This window comes from Desulfoluna sp. CYM3A, from assembly GCF_056829965.1.
On sequence record NZ_CP186556.1, the window covers coordinates 2085001 to 2100417 of the forward strand.

Sequence of the window (15417 nt, forward strand, 5' to 3'; positions counted from 1 at the left end):
CCGGTTCAATGGGGTTGCCGCGGAGGAAGACTTCGGCTGGCATGCGCTTGCCGTTGGCTCCCTGGAGTTCCACGATGCGCAGGAGCTCCTTCGCCGGTGGACACCACCAGTTCGGAGCCGCTGGTCACCACGGTGCCGGGGGCGGCGGTGGCGGTCGTCTCCAGGGGCTGGGTTTTGTGGATACGCAACCGCTTTTCATCCAGAAAAGTGAAGGCACCGGGCCAGGGTGTCATGCCGCGCAGGCGGCAGTCGATGATACGGGCCGGAGCGCTCCAGTCGATCTCCCCTTCGGCTTTGGAGAGCATGGCGGCGTGGGTGGCTGCCTCGTTGTCCTGGGGCACGGGCACCACGCTGCCATCCAGAAGGCCGGGGAGGGTCTTGACGATAAGCTCGCCCCCCAGCTCCGAGAGACGGTCGTGGAGGGTGGCTGCCGTGTCCTCGGGGCCGATGGGAGTTTCCACGGTGAGGAGCATGTCGCCGGTGTCCATGCCGCGGTCCATGACCATGGTGGTGACGCCGGTGACGGCATCACCGTTCATGACGGCCCGTTGAATGGGGGCGGATCCCCTGTATCTGGGCAGCAGCGAGCCGTGGATGTTCACCGGGCATACCTTAGGCACATCCAGGAGGCGCTGGTTGAGAATCTGGCCGAAGGCCACCACCACAAAAAAGTCCGGAGCGATCTCTTCGGTCAGGCCGGACGAATTCGCGCAATTTCCACGGTTTCCGGCTGTTCCACCCTGTATCCCATGGCCTGGGCATAGGCCTTCACCGGGGTGGGCTCCAGCTTTCGGCCTCGGCCTTTGGGCCGGTCGGGCTGGCTCACCACCAGGGCAATCTCAAAGAGTCCGCTTTCGTGGAGGGCCTTCAAGGCGTTGACAGCAAAGTCGGGGGTCCCCATAAAAATGATGGAGGGTTTGCTCATGTCTTAGCGGCCTTTCATCCATTTTTTGACTTTGCGTTTGTACATCTCCCGCTTCAGGGCGCTGATGCGGTTGATGAAAAGGACGCCTTTGAGGTGGTCGATTTCGTGCTGAAGTACCACGGCGGGAAAGCCCTCTTCGTTGAGCTCCATGGGGTTGCCGTCCACATCCATGGCCGTGACTTTCACGCGGTTGAACCGTTTGACCGTGGCGCGGAATTCAGGCACGGACAGGCACCCTTCATCCTCGGAGATGAACTCTCCGTCGGCTTCGACGATTTCGGGGTTGATCAGGGCCATGTAGCTGTTCTCCTGGCCCTCTTCCGTGGTGTTGATGACGATGAGCTGCTTACTGACGCCCACCTGCACGGCGGCCAGGCCTGCGCCGGGAGCCTCGAACATGGTATCGGCCATGTCTTCGATGAGGGTTTTCAGGGTCTCGTCGATGTCGGTGATTTTTTCTGAAGGCTGGGCAAGGCTCTTGTCCGGGTACGTTACGATGTCAAGTATGGTCATGGTTCATAAACCTTTGTGTGTCAGTGTGTTCAAAAACGGTCAAAACGACCGGCAATGGGCCGTATGACCATTTTGCAGAGTATCACGTCTTGATGGGCCGAACAACAGGTGTTTTAGACAGCAGGGAGGGAACGGGCAGTGTTCCCGTTGAAAACAGGACTGGTCCCTGTATGTGCTTGCCTTGCCGTGGAAATTGGGATAACCACTACCTTTTTAGCTGTTGATGAAATGTTATTGAAAATGAGGCGTCAGCTCCGGTTTCCGCTTGGAGCGGGTGGGCTGCCCTCTGGGAGTCTCAATTAAATATAGGCAAGGGGCGTGGTGTGGAGATTGGAAAACACGATGGTCGGGATCATGTGCCGGTGCTGGGCGCCACGGCTCTCTGGGCAGGGAACTTTATCGTTGCCCGCGGGTTTCACGACAGCCTTCTCTCTTTGAGCGCCCGCCTTTCTGGCGTTGGGTCGTCGCCGTTGCGGTGCCGTCTGCCCTTTGCCCCGCCCGCACCTTGTGAGGCAAAGGGCCCCAGGCAAAGGCACACGCAGGCTATCTTTTTCTCACCGCTTTTTCAGGGGTGACCCTGTTCAACACCCTTGTCTATGTGGCCGGGCACGCCACAACCGCCTTGAACCTGTCCCTTATCGCCATGGTCTCCCCATTGTTTATCGTAATCCTTGCATGGCTGTTTCAGGGGGAGGCAATGCACGGGGCAAAGGTGGCGGGCACCCTGATGGCGTTTTTCGGAGTGCTGTTGCTTCTTACGGGCGGTTCGCCGGGCGTGCTCCTTGAGCTGCGTTTCAACAGCGGAGATCTTCTGATGGTGGTGGCGGCCCTGATTTTCGCCTTTTATTCTCTGCTGGTGAAACAAAAGCCCCCGGGCCTTTCCATGATGACCTTTCTCGGGGCCACCTTTTGCCTGGGGCTGATCATGCTGGTTCCCGCATATCTCTGGGAACGGGGGTTCTCTCTGGCTCCCCTGATGCCCCTGGCCTCCATGGGGGTGCTGCTCTACTTAGGTGTCTGTGCCGCCGTGGCCGCGTTTGCCCTGTGGAACCGGGCCATCATGCTCATCGCCCGGGCTATGCGTGCCCGTTACTATCCCGCCTCTGTTCAGCGGGCCGCAGGTGATGATCCTTCTAAGGGAACCCATCGGCTGAGTTTTGACACCCGGCCAGCGCCGGGTTTATTCTGTCCGGTGTGGCGCTTTCAAGCCGGTCGTCCGGTTAACGCTGTTTCTGGTGGCCCTGCCGTGATCTAAATAAAACGGAGCGCCGCACTCCGGTGCGGCTTTTTAGTCCGTCGTTACCCGTGCCGCACAGGAGTGCGGCGCTCCAGGGGCCAAGGGGTCTCGGGCGGGTAATGTAAAAGGGCCGACGGTCCAAACGATGATCAAAGCGCATTTGCAACCTGCTTTCAAGGTGGCACACCTTGCCGCCGGAGGCATGCTTTGGTTTTTTTGCAATCTGACTGAATAAGGAGGCTCGGCCCATGCAGGTCCATGCATCAAATGAATCAGTATCTCCTTCGACCATGGGCGGTCTGGCCGTGGAGGAAGGGTACGTCACGGGCCTCATCGGTCGGATTACCTCCCTTGAAGCGTCGTTTTACCGTGAACGCTGGCAGCTTGGTCGGCGTTTCGAAGGGGTGATTGCCACCGGGCTTTCCGAATTTTTCAATCGGTATGAGGCCGGGGTGGACGCTTTTTTCCGGGTGATGCAGTATACAGAGAGCCCGGGCTGCCCCATGCCTCTCTGTGATACCGTCATGGGCTCTCTTGCCGTGGATCGTTCGGGCCGAGAAAAGCCCGGTGAGGTGGCGCTCCGCTGGTTTTTCCTTCACCCGTCCCTGCACGGGCACGGCCTTGGAAAGACCCTGATGGCAAGGGCCGTGGGGTTTGCCAGAGAGACCGGCGCCCGTGAGATGGTGGTGGAGACCTTTGAAGGTCTTGAAGCTGCCTGCGCCATTTACGAGTCGTCCGGGTTTGTCCTTGAGTCGAGGTGGGAGGGCGTCCAGTGGGGGCGGCCCCTGCCCGAGAGACGGTATCGGCTGGTGTTGTAATGCCAGTCATTGGGCCGGGCCCGGTTGCATGTTAACGTTTGATATGATTTTAGCGCCCCGTTTCGGAGCGATTGAATATAACCCATAAACAGATCGTACCAATAACACAGGAGCACCCTATGCTGTTGAACATATCCAAAGAAGAATACCGCCTGCTGGTGGAGATGATCCAGGTGGCCGATTACGTGATGCACTCCCACGAGCTTGAGCCCTCGGAAGAGACCGCGGACTACCGCGAGCTGCGAAAGAAGATTTTTTCCCATTACAAGAAGATGGGCCTGGAGTCCCTTTTTACCTTCAGCGAGAAGCACAACGATTACATTGAGACCGAAGACTCCCTGGCCGAGAGCCGTCACATGGCCATCATGGAAAACTTCGTGGAAAACGAGTTCTGGGCACAGCTTTCCCAGCGCCTGGGCATGCGGGATCTTTTTGAGGAAGAGGAAGACGAAGAGAAGCTCAAGGAGATGGGCTCAGAGGTCCTCATGGAGAAACTCGGAGAGATGAGCGCCAAATACGACACCGAGTTTGAGGCCCACGGCCTGGAGCGCATCGTCATCAAAGAGGATTGATAGAAAGTGTCTTTTGCGTAAATGCGCAGCCGGATAACCAGGGACAATGGTTATCCGGCTTGACAGCGTGGTTCCACGTCACAAAGGATTCACCATGAAACAAACGACGATGGCATCTGTGCTCCTGGCAGCGCTCCTTCTGCTTGCCCCGGGCTGCGTCAACCATGTGATTCATACCCACGAAAGCGTCTCCCGGGACACCACCTGGGTCCGGGGTGGAGAGGAAACCTTTTGTGGTGAGTGATATTGTCGGAGGGCGAGCACATCACACGGTACCGCATCCTGGGTTTTGAAGGGGAGAGGTATCTCATCACCGGCCGCGGAGAAGATCTCTACATGAGCGTTGATCCCGGCACCTCCGCCAGGCTGACCCTAACCCGGGACGACGATACCTGCATCGTTGAGGTTCTCTCCCTGGACGCCCTGATCACCATCGAACTCTCCGCCCACCCCGTGAGCGACTACACCCTTGAGATACACAGGATAGAGGGAGGGGACATGTCCCCTTGACAGGCATGGCCCGTGGGGCCTCGGCCTATCACCTATCACCTATTACCTGTTTTTCCAGCTTTTCCATCCCCATCACCTCCACCTGCCAATTCTCTCCCTTCTACGTCATCTTCAGCTTACCCGTTCCTTCATTGGTCATGCCGCAGGCTTCGTAGCATGTTTTTGCTGCTGTGTTGAAGTTGAAGACGTAGAGCTGCATGCGGCGAAATCCCTTGGTTTCAAACCCCCGCTTCAGGGCTGCCCGGACCATGGCTGAGCCCGTCCCCCGGCCACGGCTTTGGGGAGAAACCATGATGAGGCTGAGGTGGCCGGTGCGGCCCAGGCTGTCGATGCGCTTCAGGCTGAAGACCCCCACCATGTCCCCGGACTCTTGGTCTGTGGCCTTCATGAACTCCCGGTGGGGGGTGTCTGTGCGGCAGATGCTCAGGAAATCTTCGAAGTCATTCCGGGTAAGGGGGTAAGGGAAGGTGTTGGCCGACCAGACGGCCTGTGTCCGTTCATCGGTAATCCAGGAAGCCAGGGTGGTGTAATCTTCCGGCTCGAACGGGGCCAGTTCCAGGTGCTGCGGAGGCATTTCGGTTCTCCTTAAAAATAGAAGGGAATGGTAAACCCTATGGCATATATCCAGCTGTCGAGTTCGCTGCCCTTGCTTGTGACGTTGTATCGCGCCGAGAGGGTGAGCAGGCCGGAGCCCGGGATCCTTATGTGCAGGCCCACCTCCGGGTAGATGGAGGCCAGGGTATCTGAGATGGACGTTTTTGTTTCACCCTCTTCGTCCACGTCACCGTCCATGTTGTTGTCGATCTCATCGTCTTCGGCTTCCTCTTCTTCCTGGGTAAACCCGAGAAAGCTTCCCACGCCGATGAAGGGGGTCACGGAAGACTCAAGGGGGTTGTGCCGATGAAAGCGAGCTCCGAGGGTGAACCCTACAAAATAGTCGTCAAAGGAGGAGGAGCCGAAGGTTGCGATCCCGGCAAGGAAGGCCGTGTGATCTCCGTAAAGGGAGAGTCCGCCGCCGCCTCCGCCAAAGCTTGGGTTGCGGTTTCCCGCGAGTTCCACAAAGGCTGTGTTGGGTTCGTCGGATTCCATGGCAACGCTGCGCTGTGTTGCGGGGGGCAGCGTGATTCCCAACAACAGAACAAGGGCAAGGCTGTAAAAACGGGATCTGTTCATGCAAACCTTCCTGTGATGTGTGGGGATATCTTTTTCGGGAAACGCAGGTTATCTTTACCACGGCTGAGCCAGCCGGAGAACCATAAAGATAAAGAGGCGAGGGGGGTAAAACAAAAAAGCCCATGCAGGTGAATGCAAGGGCTTTTGTTTTTTATCTGGTGCCGAAGGGGAGACTCGAACTCCCACGAGATTGCTCTCACTAGTCCCTGAAACTAGCGCGTCTACCAATTCCACCACTTCGGCGATTTGTGAGAAGACTTATAGCAGCGCTTTGCCCGTGGATCAAGGCTTTTCATGGGTTTTTCGTATTTTTCTGACACCCGGAAAAGGGGTGGTTCGGGGAACATGTGCAATGGCGGATACTTCCGTCTGCGGTGCCCCTTTTTTGAGCCTTGATTCCGCGTTTCGGGCGCTAAAAAACAAAAAAGCCCCTGCATGATCATGCAAGGGCTTTTACTTTTTAACTGGTGCCGAAGGGGAGACTCGAACTCCCACGAGATTGCTCTCACTAGTCCCTGAAACTAGCGCGTCTACCAATTCCACCACTTCGGCGATTTGTGAGAAGACTTATAGCAGCGCTTTGCCCGTGGATCAAGGCTTTTCATGGTTTTTACATATTTTTTTGACACCCGGAAAAGGGACGGTCCGGGAACGTGTGCAATGGCGGATACTTCCGGCTTCGGGTGTCTCTTATTAGGGCTTGATCCCGGGTTTCGGGCGCTCAAAACAAAAAAGCCCCTGCATGATCATGCAAGGGCTTTTGCTTTTTAACTGGTGCCGAAGGGGAGACTCGAACTCCCACGAGATTGCTCTCACTAGTCCCTGAAACTAGCGCGTCTACCAATTCCACCACTTCGGCGATTTGTGAAAAGACTTATAGCAGCGCTTTGCCCGCCAATCAAGGCTTTTCACGTTTTTTTATCATTTAAATTGTCAGGCAAAAAAGGGATTCCAAGGGGATGATGGAGATGGATAACGAATTTCATGGGATAGGCGCCTGCATCCTGCCGGGGGGCTGCGGAACCATGGGGCCAAAAAATGCAGGGTTCCGTAAAAAAGGGCTCGCCACCGGGCTTCGGTGGGTGTATTTCCAAGGGCGTTGGCACCAATGACGAACTTTATAATGAGGATATTCCGTTTTGAATATAGATACCATACAGGCAAAGCTCAGAGACTTTGCCCAGGAACGTGACTGGGAACAGTTCCATTCCCCCAAAAACATCGCCATGGCCCTGAACGTGGAGGCCGGAGAGCTCCTCGAGCATTTCCAGTGGTTGACCGAGCAGGCCTCCTTTGACCTGGAGCCCGACAAAAAAGAGGCGGTGGCCCAGGAGATCGCCGACGTCCAGGTCTACCTCTGCCGACTGGCCGACCTGTTGAAGATCGACATTGAAGGGGCCGTGGAGCGCAAGATGGCACTCAACGAGGCCAAATACCCGGCAGACATGGTTCGGGGGAAGGCGAAAAAATACACGGAATACAGGTGATCCATCTGTAGCCAGGGCCCTTTCCATGGGGCCCGCCCGGCAAAACGCCCCTTTCACATGCGTGGAAGGGGCGTTTTGGGTTCAGGCTCCCGGTAAGGCAGGGCCGGGCTCGCTACAGTTTTTCAGGGGCGAGGTTTCCGGCATACTTCTCTTTGTCCTTGAGGCTGACGTCGGGCTCTGAAGGAAGCCCGAAGAGGGGGATCAGCCGGTCGAGGCCTGTGAGGGTCAGGATCAGGATGGAGCCCACGGCGATCATGGCCATGAAGTTGAACTTGATGATGTCCATGGGAACGAAGGTGTGCAAGGGGTACACGGCCGTTGCAATGCCCACGTAGAAACCGACGTAGACATGCCAGGGAATGAGCTGGGACCCGAAGACACCCAGGGCGTCGCCGAAGGTGGCGTTCCGCAGGCGCAGCTTGTACATCTCTTCTTCCGGTGCTTCCACGTTTTCGTCGGTGAGGTTTCGGATGATGGGACCGATGGTGACGATCTGGGCCATCTCGTCGGCCAGGGCTGCGTTGCCCAGGATGGAGAGGACACCGTTGTAGAAGAGGAGCTGGCGCACGCTGCCCGCAAGGGTGGTGATGAGCCTGGAGACGGGCTCGAAGGCATGCATTTTGCCCATGATGCCGCCGAAGGCACCCACCCACATCATCATGACGATGACCCAGGACCCGGCCCCTTCAAAGCCGCTGTACATAAGGTCGAGGTAGCTCTGGATGGACTCCACTGTACCGGCCACAAGGCCGAAGAGGAGGGAAGAGATCAGGCCGATGCCCAGACAGACCAGGGTGGGAAGGCCCATGATGGCCACCACGAGGACGAGAAGAAGGGGGATGCACATGTAAAGGGGCACACCGTTTTGTACCTGCTCAAGCAGGGTCACGGCAGACGCTCGCTTCTCGGCCAGGGCGCTCCAGACCGTGTCGGGAATCTGGCTGATGGCCTCGGTGGCGTTGCCCACCTCACTGGGCAGGCCCATCATGGCGCTGACCATATAAAAGACCACGGCCGTGGCCATGAGGCAGAGCACGGACCAGATGCCCTGGTGGCGGATTCGGTCGATGACCTCCACCTTCTGGATACCGGAGCTCACCACGGTGGTGTCCGAGATGAGGCCGATGTTGTCGCCGAAGCAGGCGCCACCGGCGATGGCGGCGGTGGTGAGGACGATGTCGCCTCCCACGATGTGGTTGAGCCAGAGGAACACCGGCGCGCACGCGGCAAAGGTTCCCCAGGAGGTGCCCGTTGCCACGGAGAGGATGGCGGTGACCACCAGCCCGGTGACGGCAACGGTCTTGGCCGTGAGGCCGAGGTTGAGGGAAATGGTGATGATGGATGCGCCGACACCCGTTGCCATGAAGGCCTCTGCCATGGCATAGGCGAGCATCAGGATAAAAAAGACAAGCTGCATCTCTTTGACGTTGTCGATGGCGGCGTCGACAATTTTCTGGAACTTCATCTTTTCTGTAACAAAGGCCACGATGGCTGCGTAAATGGTCGCAAGGGGGGCTGCGAGCAATGCGTCAAAGCCTGATATCATCAGGCCTGCCATGACAAAAACAGGACTTAATTTCAACAAACCGGAAAACATAAATCTCATCCTTACCTGTGCTTGGAGTTTTTTGTTTCTGCCGAACCTCGTTGTCCGGCGTGTTTGTCACTTCATGTTCAGGTTCGTGGTGTTGTTGTTTCAAGGGAGACCCTTGCAAAACGACTGCGTCAGACGGGGCGGTCTTTCATTTTTTTACCTTCTTCTCCTTCTCTTTCCTTTGGGTGGTTGGGGGGGGCTATCGTTTCATTTCACGGCACGTTCGGCCTGAAATGGATTGACCATCCTTGGGAGCTGCCGCTTCAGCGCAGAGAATCAGACCAGATGTATTGGGCAGCGTTGTGTCCTGTGTTTTGTCAAAGAGCGGGGTGATGCATTGTTCTTTTGCTATCCGTTCAGCCCGAGGATCTGACGGGCCTGGCCCACGGTGGCTGCCGGGCGATCGTATTCCCGGGCGATTCTCACCACGCGTTCCACGAGCTGGGCGTTGGAGACGGCAAGCTCGCCTTTGCGGTAATAGATGTTGTCCTCAATGCCCACGCGCACATGGCCGCCCATGGCGATGCTGTGCATGGCCATGGGAAGCTGGCCGCGTCCTAAGCCCGCAACGGCCCAGGTCTGGCCCTCTTGGAGGCGGTCCACCAGCATCACGAGGTTGGAGATGGTGGCTGCCATGCCCCCCGGGACCCCCAGGACAAAATCCATGTGGTGCCTTTCCGGGACCAGGCCTTTTCTGACCATGCGCGTGACGGTTTCGAGCTGACCGAAGTCAAACACCTCCAGCTCGGCCATGACGTCGTTGTCGGTGATGGCCCTGGCAATGGTGGTGATGGTTTCCTCGGTGTTTTCGTAGATCTCGGAGCCGAAGTTCATGGTGCCCATGGACAGGGTGGCCATGTCGGGCCTTAACGACACCGGATCGCAGCGCAGCTCAACGGGGGTGCCCACGGCACCGCCGGTGGAGTACTGCAGGATGCAGTCGCAGCGGTTGCGGATCTTTTCGGTGACGGTTTCAAACACGTCGACGCGCTGGGTGGGGAGCCCGTTTTCATCGCGTACGTGGAGGTGGATGATGCTGGCTCCGGCGTTTACCGCCTCTTCTGCGGCCCCCGCAATCTCGTCGGGGGTCAAGGGCAGGTTGGGGTAGGTGTCCCGGGTAAGCTCCGCTCCCACAATGGCTGCCGAGATGATCAGGGGCGTGTTACTCATGGCGAATCCTCTGGGCGTCTTTGGGGGTGACACAGGTGCCGCTTGCCCTGCACACAAGAACGGGCTCGGCAAGCAGCTCCGCTGCGGTCTCTCCGTGTTCGGGGGTGGGGGCGATGACCTTCCACGCTTCGAATTCCATGCGCCTGCTGGTGCCCCCCACCTTGACGATGCGGCCCTTGGCCTCGATGTAATCCCCTGCCCGCACCGGGGCAAGGAACTCCACGCTGTCGTAGGCGCGGAAGAGACCCTCGTCGCCGTCGTACTTGATGAGCAGCTCTGTTGCCACGTCTCCGAAGAGATTGAGCATGCGCGCTCCGTCCACAAGCGACCCCGCGTAATGTGCGTCGTGTGCGCTTATTCTGATTCGGATCAGTGATTCTACCAGTGTGTTCATATCGTCTCCTGAATTAACGTCGTCATCGCAATAGATGAACCGGATATATTTCGTGTGTCTGATTTTTCTGGTTTCACGAACAATTAGCTTCTGCCTTTGCGTTTCACCAGCTGGGTGGCGATATAGGATCCCACGTGGGAGGGCACGGTACCCGGGCCGAAGCCCGCGTCGTAGCCCAGCTCCACGGCCAGGTCGTTGGTGACCCGGGGGCCCCCTGCCAGCAGGACAAACCGATCCCGCATGTTCTCCGCTTCGAGAAGCTCGATCATCTCGGTGAAGTTCCGGATGTGGGCGTCCTTCTGGGTGACGGTCTGGCTGACGAGGATGGCATCGGCATCCATCTCAACGGCTTTTTTGAGGAGCTCTTCGCAGGAACCGGGCCCTGAGGTTGCAGGCATCCATCTCCGGGTAACGCTCCAGGCCGTAGTCCTGGTTGTAGCCCTTCATGTTCATGATGGCGTCGATGCCCACGGTGTGGGCGTCGGTGCCGATGGAAGCTCCCACCACGGCCACTTTGCGGTTGAGGCTGGTCTTGATGAGGTTGTTGATCTCGTAGAAATCCAGGCGCTCCACCTTGGCCTCGGAGGCGTGGACCTGGGAGAAGTCCAGCTCGGGCTGGGCCTTGCCGAAGATCACGAAATAGGTAAAGCCCTCGGCTATCTCCTTGGAAAAAGAGACGGAGACATCGGTGAGACCGAGTTTTCCGGCGTAGAGCTCCGCGGCTTTTTTTGCCCGGTTCTGCCTCGTGACCGGAAGGGTGAAGGCCAGCTGGACAATGCCGTCGTTCAGTGTGTCGCCATAGGGCTTGATCATCTCCTTACTCATTGATGACTCCTTCTTTCTCAAGCTGTTCCAGGATGGGGTTCTTGTAGGAGGGACCCTTGGCAAAGACCCCTTCAAGCCCTTTTCCGCCGTCGTCGGCACGTTTGATGTCGGCAAACCGGCCTTCGTTGATGGCAACGGTGAGGCCCTTCTGGCATACCTCGGTGAGGAAGTGCTCCACCTGGTCGAGGACCTCCTGGGCCCGCCTGGCGATGATGCCGTCCTTTTTGAACTCGATCTCGTCTCCCAGGCCCCGGGCGTTGTTGAAGACGTAGTTGATGGAGTCGATGGCCTGGTAGCGGTCCTGCAGGAGCGGTGTGTGGATGGCCTCGGTGAGGATGCCCGCCAGGTGGATGCCCTGGCCGGTGGTGACCGAGGCCAGGTTGAACATGGTGTCCATGCAGTGGGAGAAGAAGATGTCGGTGCTCTTGTACTTGGTGGGCGGCATGTATTTTAAAGGTGCGTTGGGGAAGAGCTGCCGCGCGATCTGGGCGTGGGCCAGCTCATAGAGAAAGCCGTTTTCAATGGAAGGGTTGATCTCAAAGGCATGTCCCAAACCCAGCAGGTCGTCGGTGAGCAGAGAATTTTTGCCCATGGCCTCGTTGATGAGCTGGGAGGCGGTGACGGTGTAGGCGTTCTCCACGGCATCGGAGGTGGTGAGGTAGTTGTCCTCGCCGGTGTTGATGATGATCTTGGCCCGGGAGCAGATGAGCCGCGAGAAGTGTTGGTCGATGAAGGTACGCTTTAAGTTGATGTCACGGAAGAGGATGCCGTACATGGAGTCGTTCAAAAGCATGTCGAGGTCTTCCATGGCCGCGCAGGCGGCGATCTCGGCCATGCATAGGCCCGAGGCGTAGTTCACCAGGCGGATGTAGCGGTCATTCTCCTCACAGGCTTCGTCCAGGGCTTCGCGCATGATCTTGAAGTTGGCCTGGGTGGCAAAGGTGCCGCCGAACCCTTCGGTGGTGGGACCGTACGGCACGTAGTCCAGAAGGGATTGGGCCGTGGAGCGGATCACCGCGATGATGTCGGCGCCGGAACCCGCTGCTGCCTTGGCCTGGAGGCGGTCTTCGTAGATGTTGCCCGTGGCCACGATAAGGTACTTCCAGGGCTGGGGCCCCTCGGGGTATTTCTTCAGCTTTTCGGCCTTGGCCCTGCGGGTGGCATCCAGGCGGCTGATGGCGGCTGCGCAAAGCTGCTTCTCTTTAAGGGCCACCTCGTCCTGGGAGAACCGGGTGAGGTTCCCGAAGTCGATGCGGCCCTGTTCGATGAGCTCGGCGGTGGTAACCGGATCCCGGCCGGAGTCCAGGACGGCGGCGGCAAAGTGACCGGAGACGCCGTCGTCAAGGCGGCCCTTTTCCTGGAGGATCTCCACCAGCCGGTTGGGAAGGGGCGTGCCCTCTTCGTTGACGCCGTCCACGCCGTACAACCTCAGCACGGCACGTTCAACAGAGACCGAGGAGTAGCGGTCGATCATGGATTGGACCTGATCGGCAATGGTTTTTGCCTTGGACTTCAGTCGGTCGATCTGCTCGTGATTTAAATCAATTGTTGCCATAGTGCATATCCTGATTCATGGGTCCGCCGGAGGTGACATCCCCGGCTTCGGGTTATTTCGTGCCTTCAACCGTTTCCCTGATGCGCGCCTTGATGCTTTCGGGCAGGGGAAAGCAGAGGGCAAGCTCCAGGGGCTTGCGGTTGGCGCGCACCGCAGACGCGGCATGTTCAGACGAGATGTGCTCCAGCCTGTGGGGCATCAGGGACGCCAGGTTGGAGAGATCCATGGCTTGTCCCGCCTCATCTGCAAACTCCACGTCGAGCATGCGGAAGAGGCGGGGGGTGTTCATCTCCAGCACCCTGGGGTAGTGGGTGGTGCAGAAGAAGATCAAGGGGCGCTTGCCGTAATTGTCGATGAAGATGCGGGAGAGCTCCGCACCGTTTACCGGGTCGGTGGAGAGAAAGAGCTCATCGGCCAGGATAAAGGCTCCCTCTTCGGGCTCCCGGGCGAAGAACTGGAGCTCTTCCCCGAAGGAGGAGAGGTCTTTGCCCATGTCCCCGGACGATTTGAGGAGCAGCCGCACCGACTCCGGGTAGTGCAGGGTGATGGCATCAGCCGGTACCGGAAGGCCCGTGCGGATGGCGGTGAGCAGGAAGTAGAGAGTCTTGAGGACCGTGGTCTTGCCGCTCATGTTGGCTCCGTAGAGCACATTGGAGCCCGGGGCCAGATCGATGGAGAGGGGAACGCAGCCACTGCCTTTTTTAAGGGCAAGGGCAAAGGAGAGCCCCTCTTCAAGGTGAAATCGGCACCCGTCCACAAATTTGGGGAAGGCAAGCCCCTCCCGCTGCTTTACAAACACGAGGGTGTAGAGAAGGCAGCGTTTTTTCCGTTCTTCGTACAGGGTGTAAAACGCGTTGAAAAAAGGGACCATCTCAGCGTTGATCTCCGCAAGAAGACCTTCGGTGCAGACTTCCAGCTCTGCGGTGAGGGCCTCTTTGGCCGCGACTTTTTCCAGGAGGGAGGCCCCTGGGCGGTGGTCCAGGCGGAGGGTCTCCCCGGTTTCGGTGACCTGCAGAAGCGGGCAGCTCAGGGCCTTTTCAAGGAGCGGATCGCTCCCTTCAATCTCCCGGGGAAAGGGGTAGATCATGCGAAGGCCCATGGCTTTTTCCACCGCCTGTTCGTGGGCGATGATCTCTTCGGTCAGGCTTTTTTCAACCTCTTCCAGTTTTTTTCTGATTCGTGCCGTGGCCTCGTTGGCGGAAAGGGCTGCGCCTTCCCGCTCTGTATGGCGGGAGAGGACCTCGCGCATGCCGTTCAAGGCCCCGTGGGATTCCAACGCCGTGGGCAGAGTGTGCTCAAGGGCGGTGAGCTCTGCCGTGACGGAGAGGAACCTGTTCAACTCAAAGAGATGGAACTGCTGGAGGCCCGCCCCCTCAAAATGGGGGAGCAGAGACTCCAGGCGGGGAAGCCTTGCGCTTATCTTGATGAGTTCGGAAAGGGTCTCCGGGGAGAAGGCTGACTCGATCCTTCCGAGGGCCTCAAAGTGCGCCGCCCCTTCTGTTTTTCCCATGGGCTCCAGGATGGTTGCAGGGATCAGGGGCAGGCCCAGATCGAAGAGGGCAAGGTAGGCGTCAAAGGCCAGCTCCTCGTTAAGAGCGCGGGGTATGAGGTCCTGTCTAAATTCCAATGCCATGGGTACCGTCCCTGAAGAGGTTGTAAACTTCTGCGTTAGCCGGAAGCAGGCTGCGATCAAAGGGGGCCTCTTCCCGGATGAAGATCCGCTTGACCTTCACCGTGTGAAGGAGGCGAACTTCCGGCTTGAAGAGAAGGGCTTTTCTCGGGCCTGCGGAGACGTTCTGGTAGAGGGTCATGTTGTCGAGGACCAGGGTGAGCCCTTTAAGGGGCGCCAGGTACTCGGCCAGGGTCAGGGTGAGGGCGCCGTTTAAGTAGAGCACGGCAGGCCGTGCCCCCAGCTTGCCCAGTTTGTCGTGGAGGGCCTTGTCCGCAAAGGGCATAAGCTCTCCGTGATGAATGACCGAGCCGTCTTCATCAAAAAGAATGGCGCGGGTGGATTCTTCTTTCTCCTCGTCTATCATCCGGGCCACGTTGCCGCTGCAGCCCTGGAAGGAGAGAGCGGAGAGAAAGGCCTCGGCCTTGCGCCTCTGGGGCTCCCGCTTGGAAAAAAGCACCGAGAAGTAGAAGGCGTCGCAGAGGTCAGGGCTCGCCAGGAACTGCCGGTCGATGGAACCGTCCACAAGGAGGATGGACTCCGAAGGGATGAGCCCTGCGAGCTCACCTTTTAATAGGGACAGCTCCGTTCCGGTGTTGGGCCCTTCCAGGAGGATGTCAAAGGCCAGGGTGCACCGACCCAGCACCAGGGGCTTTGCAAAACGCGGCGGCACAAAGGTGGCCCAGGTGTCGTATTTGCCGGTGTGGCCGGTGAGGTGCTCTCCGGCCGTCACGAAAAAAGAACCGGGCATCACCCGGATACCGGGCTTGATCCCCCCGTCAAATTCATCGGTGGTCTCGCCGTTGATGCCGATGGAGGTGAGGAGCAGGGTCTGCCCCCTGCGCACCCGTTCGGCATACACGGCGTTGAAAGCCGTGGTCTTTCCGGCGTTTTTATCGGTTCCGATGAAACAGTACGTTTTCATGAAGGGACGATGCCTCCGGCGGCCAGGGGATGATCCCCTGGACCCCAGGT

General features: G+C 58.4%; 18 protein-coding genes, 3 tRNA genes and 1 pseudogene. 6 read left to right on the forward strand and 16 right to left on the reverse strand.

What is annotated here, in order from left to right; all coding sequences use genetic code 11:
* Window positions 1–5 precede the first annotated feature (5 nt).
* Genes ACOYW1_RS10750 through def form a run of 3 tightly spaced genes read right to left on the reverse strand, consistent with a single transcriptional unit; the run spans window position 6 to window position 1438 of the window.
* Complete coding sequence (locus tag ACOYW1_RS10750) at window positions 6–665, reverse strand: methionyl-tRNA formyltransferase (RefSeq protein ID WP_482422786.1); 660 nt, start codon at window positions 663–665, stop codon at window positions 6–8.
* 26 nt (window positions 666–691) lie between these two features.
* On the reverse strand, window positions 692–925 hold the full coding sequence (locus ACOYW1_RS10755; RefSeq protein WP_482422787.1) for a formyltransferase family protein: 234 nt from the start codon (window positions 923–925) through the stop codon (window positions 692–694).
* A gap of 3 nt (window positions 926–928) precedes the next feature.
* Window positions 929–1438: a peptide deformylase gene (gene def / locus ACOYW1_RS10760; RefSeq protein WP_482422788.1), complete on the reverse strand. Its 510-nt coding sequence runs from the start codon at window positions 1436–1438 to the stop codon at window positions 929–931.
* Between the two features lie 547 nt (window positions 1439–1985).
* On the opposite strand from def, the pseudogene ACOYW1_RS10765 reads away from it, so the two are divergent.
* The 5 genes and pseudogenes from ACOYW1_RS10765 to ACOYW1_RS10785 form a co-directional block, all read left to right on the forward strand.
* A pseudogene (locus ACOYW1_RS10765) lies at window positions 1986–2693 on the forward strand (DMT family transporter); the annotation flags it as partial.
* 230 nt (window positions 2694–2923) lie between these two features.
* Complete coding sequence (locus tag ACOYW1_RS10770) at window positions 2924–3493, forward strand: GNAT family N-acetyltransferase (RefSeq protein WP_482422789.1); 570 nt, start codon at window positions 2924–2926, stop codon at window positions 3491–3493.
* A gap of 119 nt (window positions 3494–3612) precedes the next feature.
* Complete coding sequence (locus tag ACOYW1_RS10775) at window positions 3613–4065, forward strand: hypothetical protein (protein ID WP_482416442.1); 453 nt, start codon at window positions 3613–3615, stop codon at window positions 4063–4065.
* 94 nt (window positions 4066–4159) lie between these two features.
* On the forward strand, window positions 4160–4309 hold the full coding sequence (locus ACOYW1_RS10780; protein WP_482422790.1) for a hypothetical protein: 150 nt from the start codon (window positions 4160–4162) through the stop codon (window positions 4307–4309).
* Window positions 4306–4575, forward strand: coding sequence for a hypothetical protein (locus ACOYW1_RS10785; protein ID WP_482422791.1), 270 nt, complete (start codon window positions 4306–4308; stop codon window positions 4573–4575). Before ACOYW1_RS10780 ends, ACOYW1_RS10785 begins: the two co-directional genes overlap by 4 nt.
* A 100-nt stretch (window positions 4576–4675) precedes the next feature.
* On the opposite strand, the gene ACOYW1_RS10790 is transcribed toward ACOYW1_RS10785, so the two are convergent.
* From ACOYW1_RS10790 to ACOYW1_RS10810, 5 genes are all read right to left on the reverse strand, one after another.
* Complete coding sequence (locus ACOYW1_RS10790) at window positions 4676–5149, reverse strand: GNAT family N-acetyltransferase (protein ID WP_482422792.1); 474 nt, start codon at window positions 5147–5149, stop codon at window positions 4676–4678.
* Window positions 5150–5160: 11 nt separating this feature from the next.
* Window positions 5161–5748, reverse strand: a complete 588-nt coding sequence (locus tag ACOYW1_RS10795; protein ID WP_482422793.1) for a hypothetical protein — start codon at window positions 5746–5748, stop codon at window positions 5161–5163.
* Between the two features lie 156 nt (window positions 5749–5904).
* A tRNA-Leu gene (locus ACOYW1_RS10800) sits at window positions 5905–5991 on the reverse strand.
* 222 nt (window positions 5992–6213) lie between these two features.
* Window positions 6214–6300, reverse strand: a tRNA-Leu gene (locus ACOYW1_RS10805).
* A 220-nt stretch (window positions 6301–6520) separates the two neighbouring features.
* Window positions 6521–6607 (reverse strand) — tRNA-Leu (locus ACOYW1_RS10810).
* A gap of 280 nt (window positions 6608–6887) precedes the next feature.
* On the opposite strand from ACOYW1_RS10810, the gene ACOYW1_RS10815 reads away from it, so the two are divergent.
* Window positions 6888–7235, forward strand: coding sequence for a nucleotide pyrophosphohydrolase (locus ACOYW1_RS10815; protein ID WP_482422794.1), 348 nt, complete (start codon window positions 6888–6890; stop codon window positions 7233–7235).
* Between the two features lie 112 nt (window positions 7236–7347).
* Here the strand turns inward: ACOYW1_RS10815 and ACOYW1_RS10820 are convergent, their stop codons facing one another.
* The 8 genes from ACOYW1_RS10820 to ACOYW1_RS10855 all read right to left on the reverse strand — a co-directional run bounded on the left by ACOYW1_RS10820 (window position 7348) and on the right by ACOYW1_RS10855 (window position 15367).
* Window positions 7348–8841 (reverse strand): Na+/H+ antiporter NhaC family protein, encoded by a 1494-nt coding sequence (locus ACOYW1_RS10820; protein ID WP_482422795.1) that lies wholly within the window; start codon window positions 8839–8841, stop codon window positions 7348–7350.
* A gap of 336 nt (window positions 8842–9177) precedes the next feature.
* Window positions 9178–9999: a 3-keto-5-aminohexanoate cleavage enzyme gene (gene kce / locus ACOYW1_RS10825; protein WP_482422796.1), complete on the reverse strand. Its 822-nt coding sequence runs from the start codon at window positions 9997–9999 to the stop codon at window positions 9178–9180.
* Window positions 9992–10393, reverse strand: a complete 402-nt coding sequence (kal, locus tag ACOYW1_RS10830; RefSeq protein ID WP_482422797.1) for a 3-aminobutyryl-CoA ammonia lyase — start codon at window positions 10391–10393, stop codon at window positions 9992–9994. Before kal ends, kce begins: the two co-directional genes overlap by 8 nt.
* An 83-nt stretch (window positions 10394–10476) precedes the next feature.
* The gene (locus ACOYW1_RS10835) at window positions 10477–10791 is read right to left on the reverse strand and encodes a hypothetical protein (RefSeq protein ID WP_482422798.1); all 315 of its coding nucleotides are present in this window, start codon (window positions 10789–10791) and stop codon (window positions 10477–10479) included.
* Window positions 10736–11218: an OAM dimerization domain-containing protein gene (locus tag ACOYW1_RS10840; RefSeq protein ID WP_482422799.1), complete on the reverse strand. Its 483-nt coding sequence runs from the start codon at window positions 11216–11218 to the stop codon at window positions 10736–10738. Before ACOYW1_RS10840 ends, ACOYW1_RS10835 begins: the two co-directional genes overlap by 56 nt.
* A complete protein-coding gene (gene kamD, locus ACOYW1_RS10845) occupies window positions 11211–12773 on the reverse strand; it encodes a lysine 5,6-aminomutase subunit alpha (protein WP_482422800.1) in 1563 nt (520 codons plus the stop codon). Before kamD ends, ACOYW1_RS10840 begins: the two co-directional genes overlap by 8 nt.
* 52 nt (window positions 12774–12825) lie before the next feature.
* Window positions 12826–14406 (reverse strand): P-loop NTPase family protein, encoded by a 1581-nt coding sequence (locus tag ACOYW1_RS10850; protein ID WP_482422801.1) that lies wholly within the window; start codon window positions 14404–14406, stop codon window positions 12826–12828.
* Window positions 14390–15367, reverse strand: coding sequence for a hypothetical protein (locus ACOYW1_RS10855; RefSeq protein ID WP_482422802.1), 978 nt, complete (start codon window positions 15365–15367; stop codon window positions 14390–14392). Before ACOYW1_RS10855 ends, ACOYW1_RS10850 begins: the two co-directional genes overlap by 17 nt.
* Window positions 15368–15417 lie beyond the last annotated feature (50 nt).

Coding starts and splice junctions, on each gene's coding strand:
- kamD (WP_482422800.1), bottom strand. CDS start 12,773: ATGGCAACAATTGATTTAAATCACGAGCAGATCGACCGACTGAAGTCC.
- def (WP_482422788.1), bottom strand. CDS start 1,438: ATGACCATACTTGACATCGTAACGTACCCGGACAAGAGCCTTGCCCAG.
- kal (WP_482422797.1), bottom strand. CDS start 10,393: ATGAACACACTGGTAGAATCACTGATCCGAATCAGAATAAGCGCACAC.
- ACOYW1_RS10820 (WP_482422795.1), bottom strand. CDS start 8,841: ATGAGATTTATGTTTTCCGGTTTGTTGAAATTAAGTCCTGTTTTTGTC.
- ACOYW1_RS10790 (WP_482422792.1), bottom strand. CDS start 5,149: ATGCCTCCGCAGCACCTGGAACTGGCCCCGTTCGAGCCGGAAGATTAC.
- ACOYW1_RS10780 (WP_482422790.1), top strand. CDS start 4,160: ATGAAACAAACGACGATGGCATCTGTGCTCCTGGCAGCGCTCCTTCTG.
- ACOYW1_RS10855 (WP_482422802.1), bottom strand. CDS start 15,367: ATGAAAACGTACTGTTTCATCGGAACCGATAAAAACGCCGGAAAGACC.
- ACOYW1_RS10835 (WP_482422798.1), bottom strand. CDS start 10,791: ATGCCTGCAACCTCAGGGCCCGGTTCCTGCGAAGAGCTCCTCAAAAAA.
- ACOYW1_RS10775 (WP_482416442.1), top strand. CDS start 3,613: ATGCTGTTGAACATATCCAAAGAAGAATACCGCCTGCTGGTGGAGATG.
- kce (WP_482422796.1), bottom strand. CDS start 9,999: ATGAGTAACACGCCCCTGATCATCTCGGCAGCCATTGTGGGAGCGGAG.
- ACOYW1_RS10795 (WP_482422793.1), bottom strand. CDS start 5,748: ATGAACAGATCCCGTTTTTACAGCCTTGCCCTTGTTCTGTTGTTGGGA.
- ACOYW1_RS10840 (WP_482422799.1), bottom strand. CDS start 11,218: ATGAGTAAGGAGATGATCAAGCCCTATGGCGACACACTGAACGACGGC.
- ACOYW1_RS10770 (WP_482422789.1), top strand. CDS start 2,924: ATGCAGGTCCATGCATCAAATGAATCAGTATCTCCTTCGACCATGGGC.
- ACOYW1_RS10850 (WP_482422801.1), bottom strand. CDS start 14,406: ATGGCATTGGAATTTAGACAGGACCTCATACCCCGCGCTCTTAACGAG.
- ACOYW1_RS10755 (WP_482422787.1), bottom strand. CDS start 925: ATGAGCAAACCCTCCATCATTTTTATGGGGACCCCCGACTTTGCTGTC.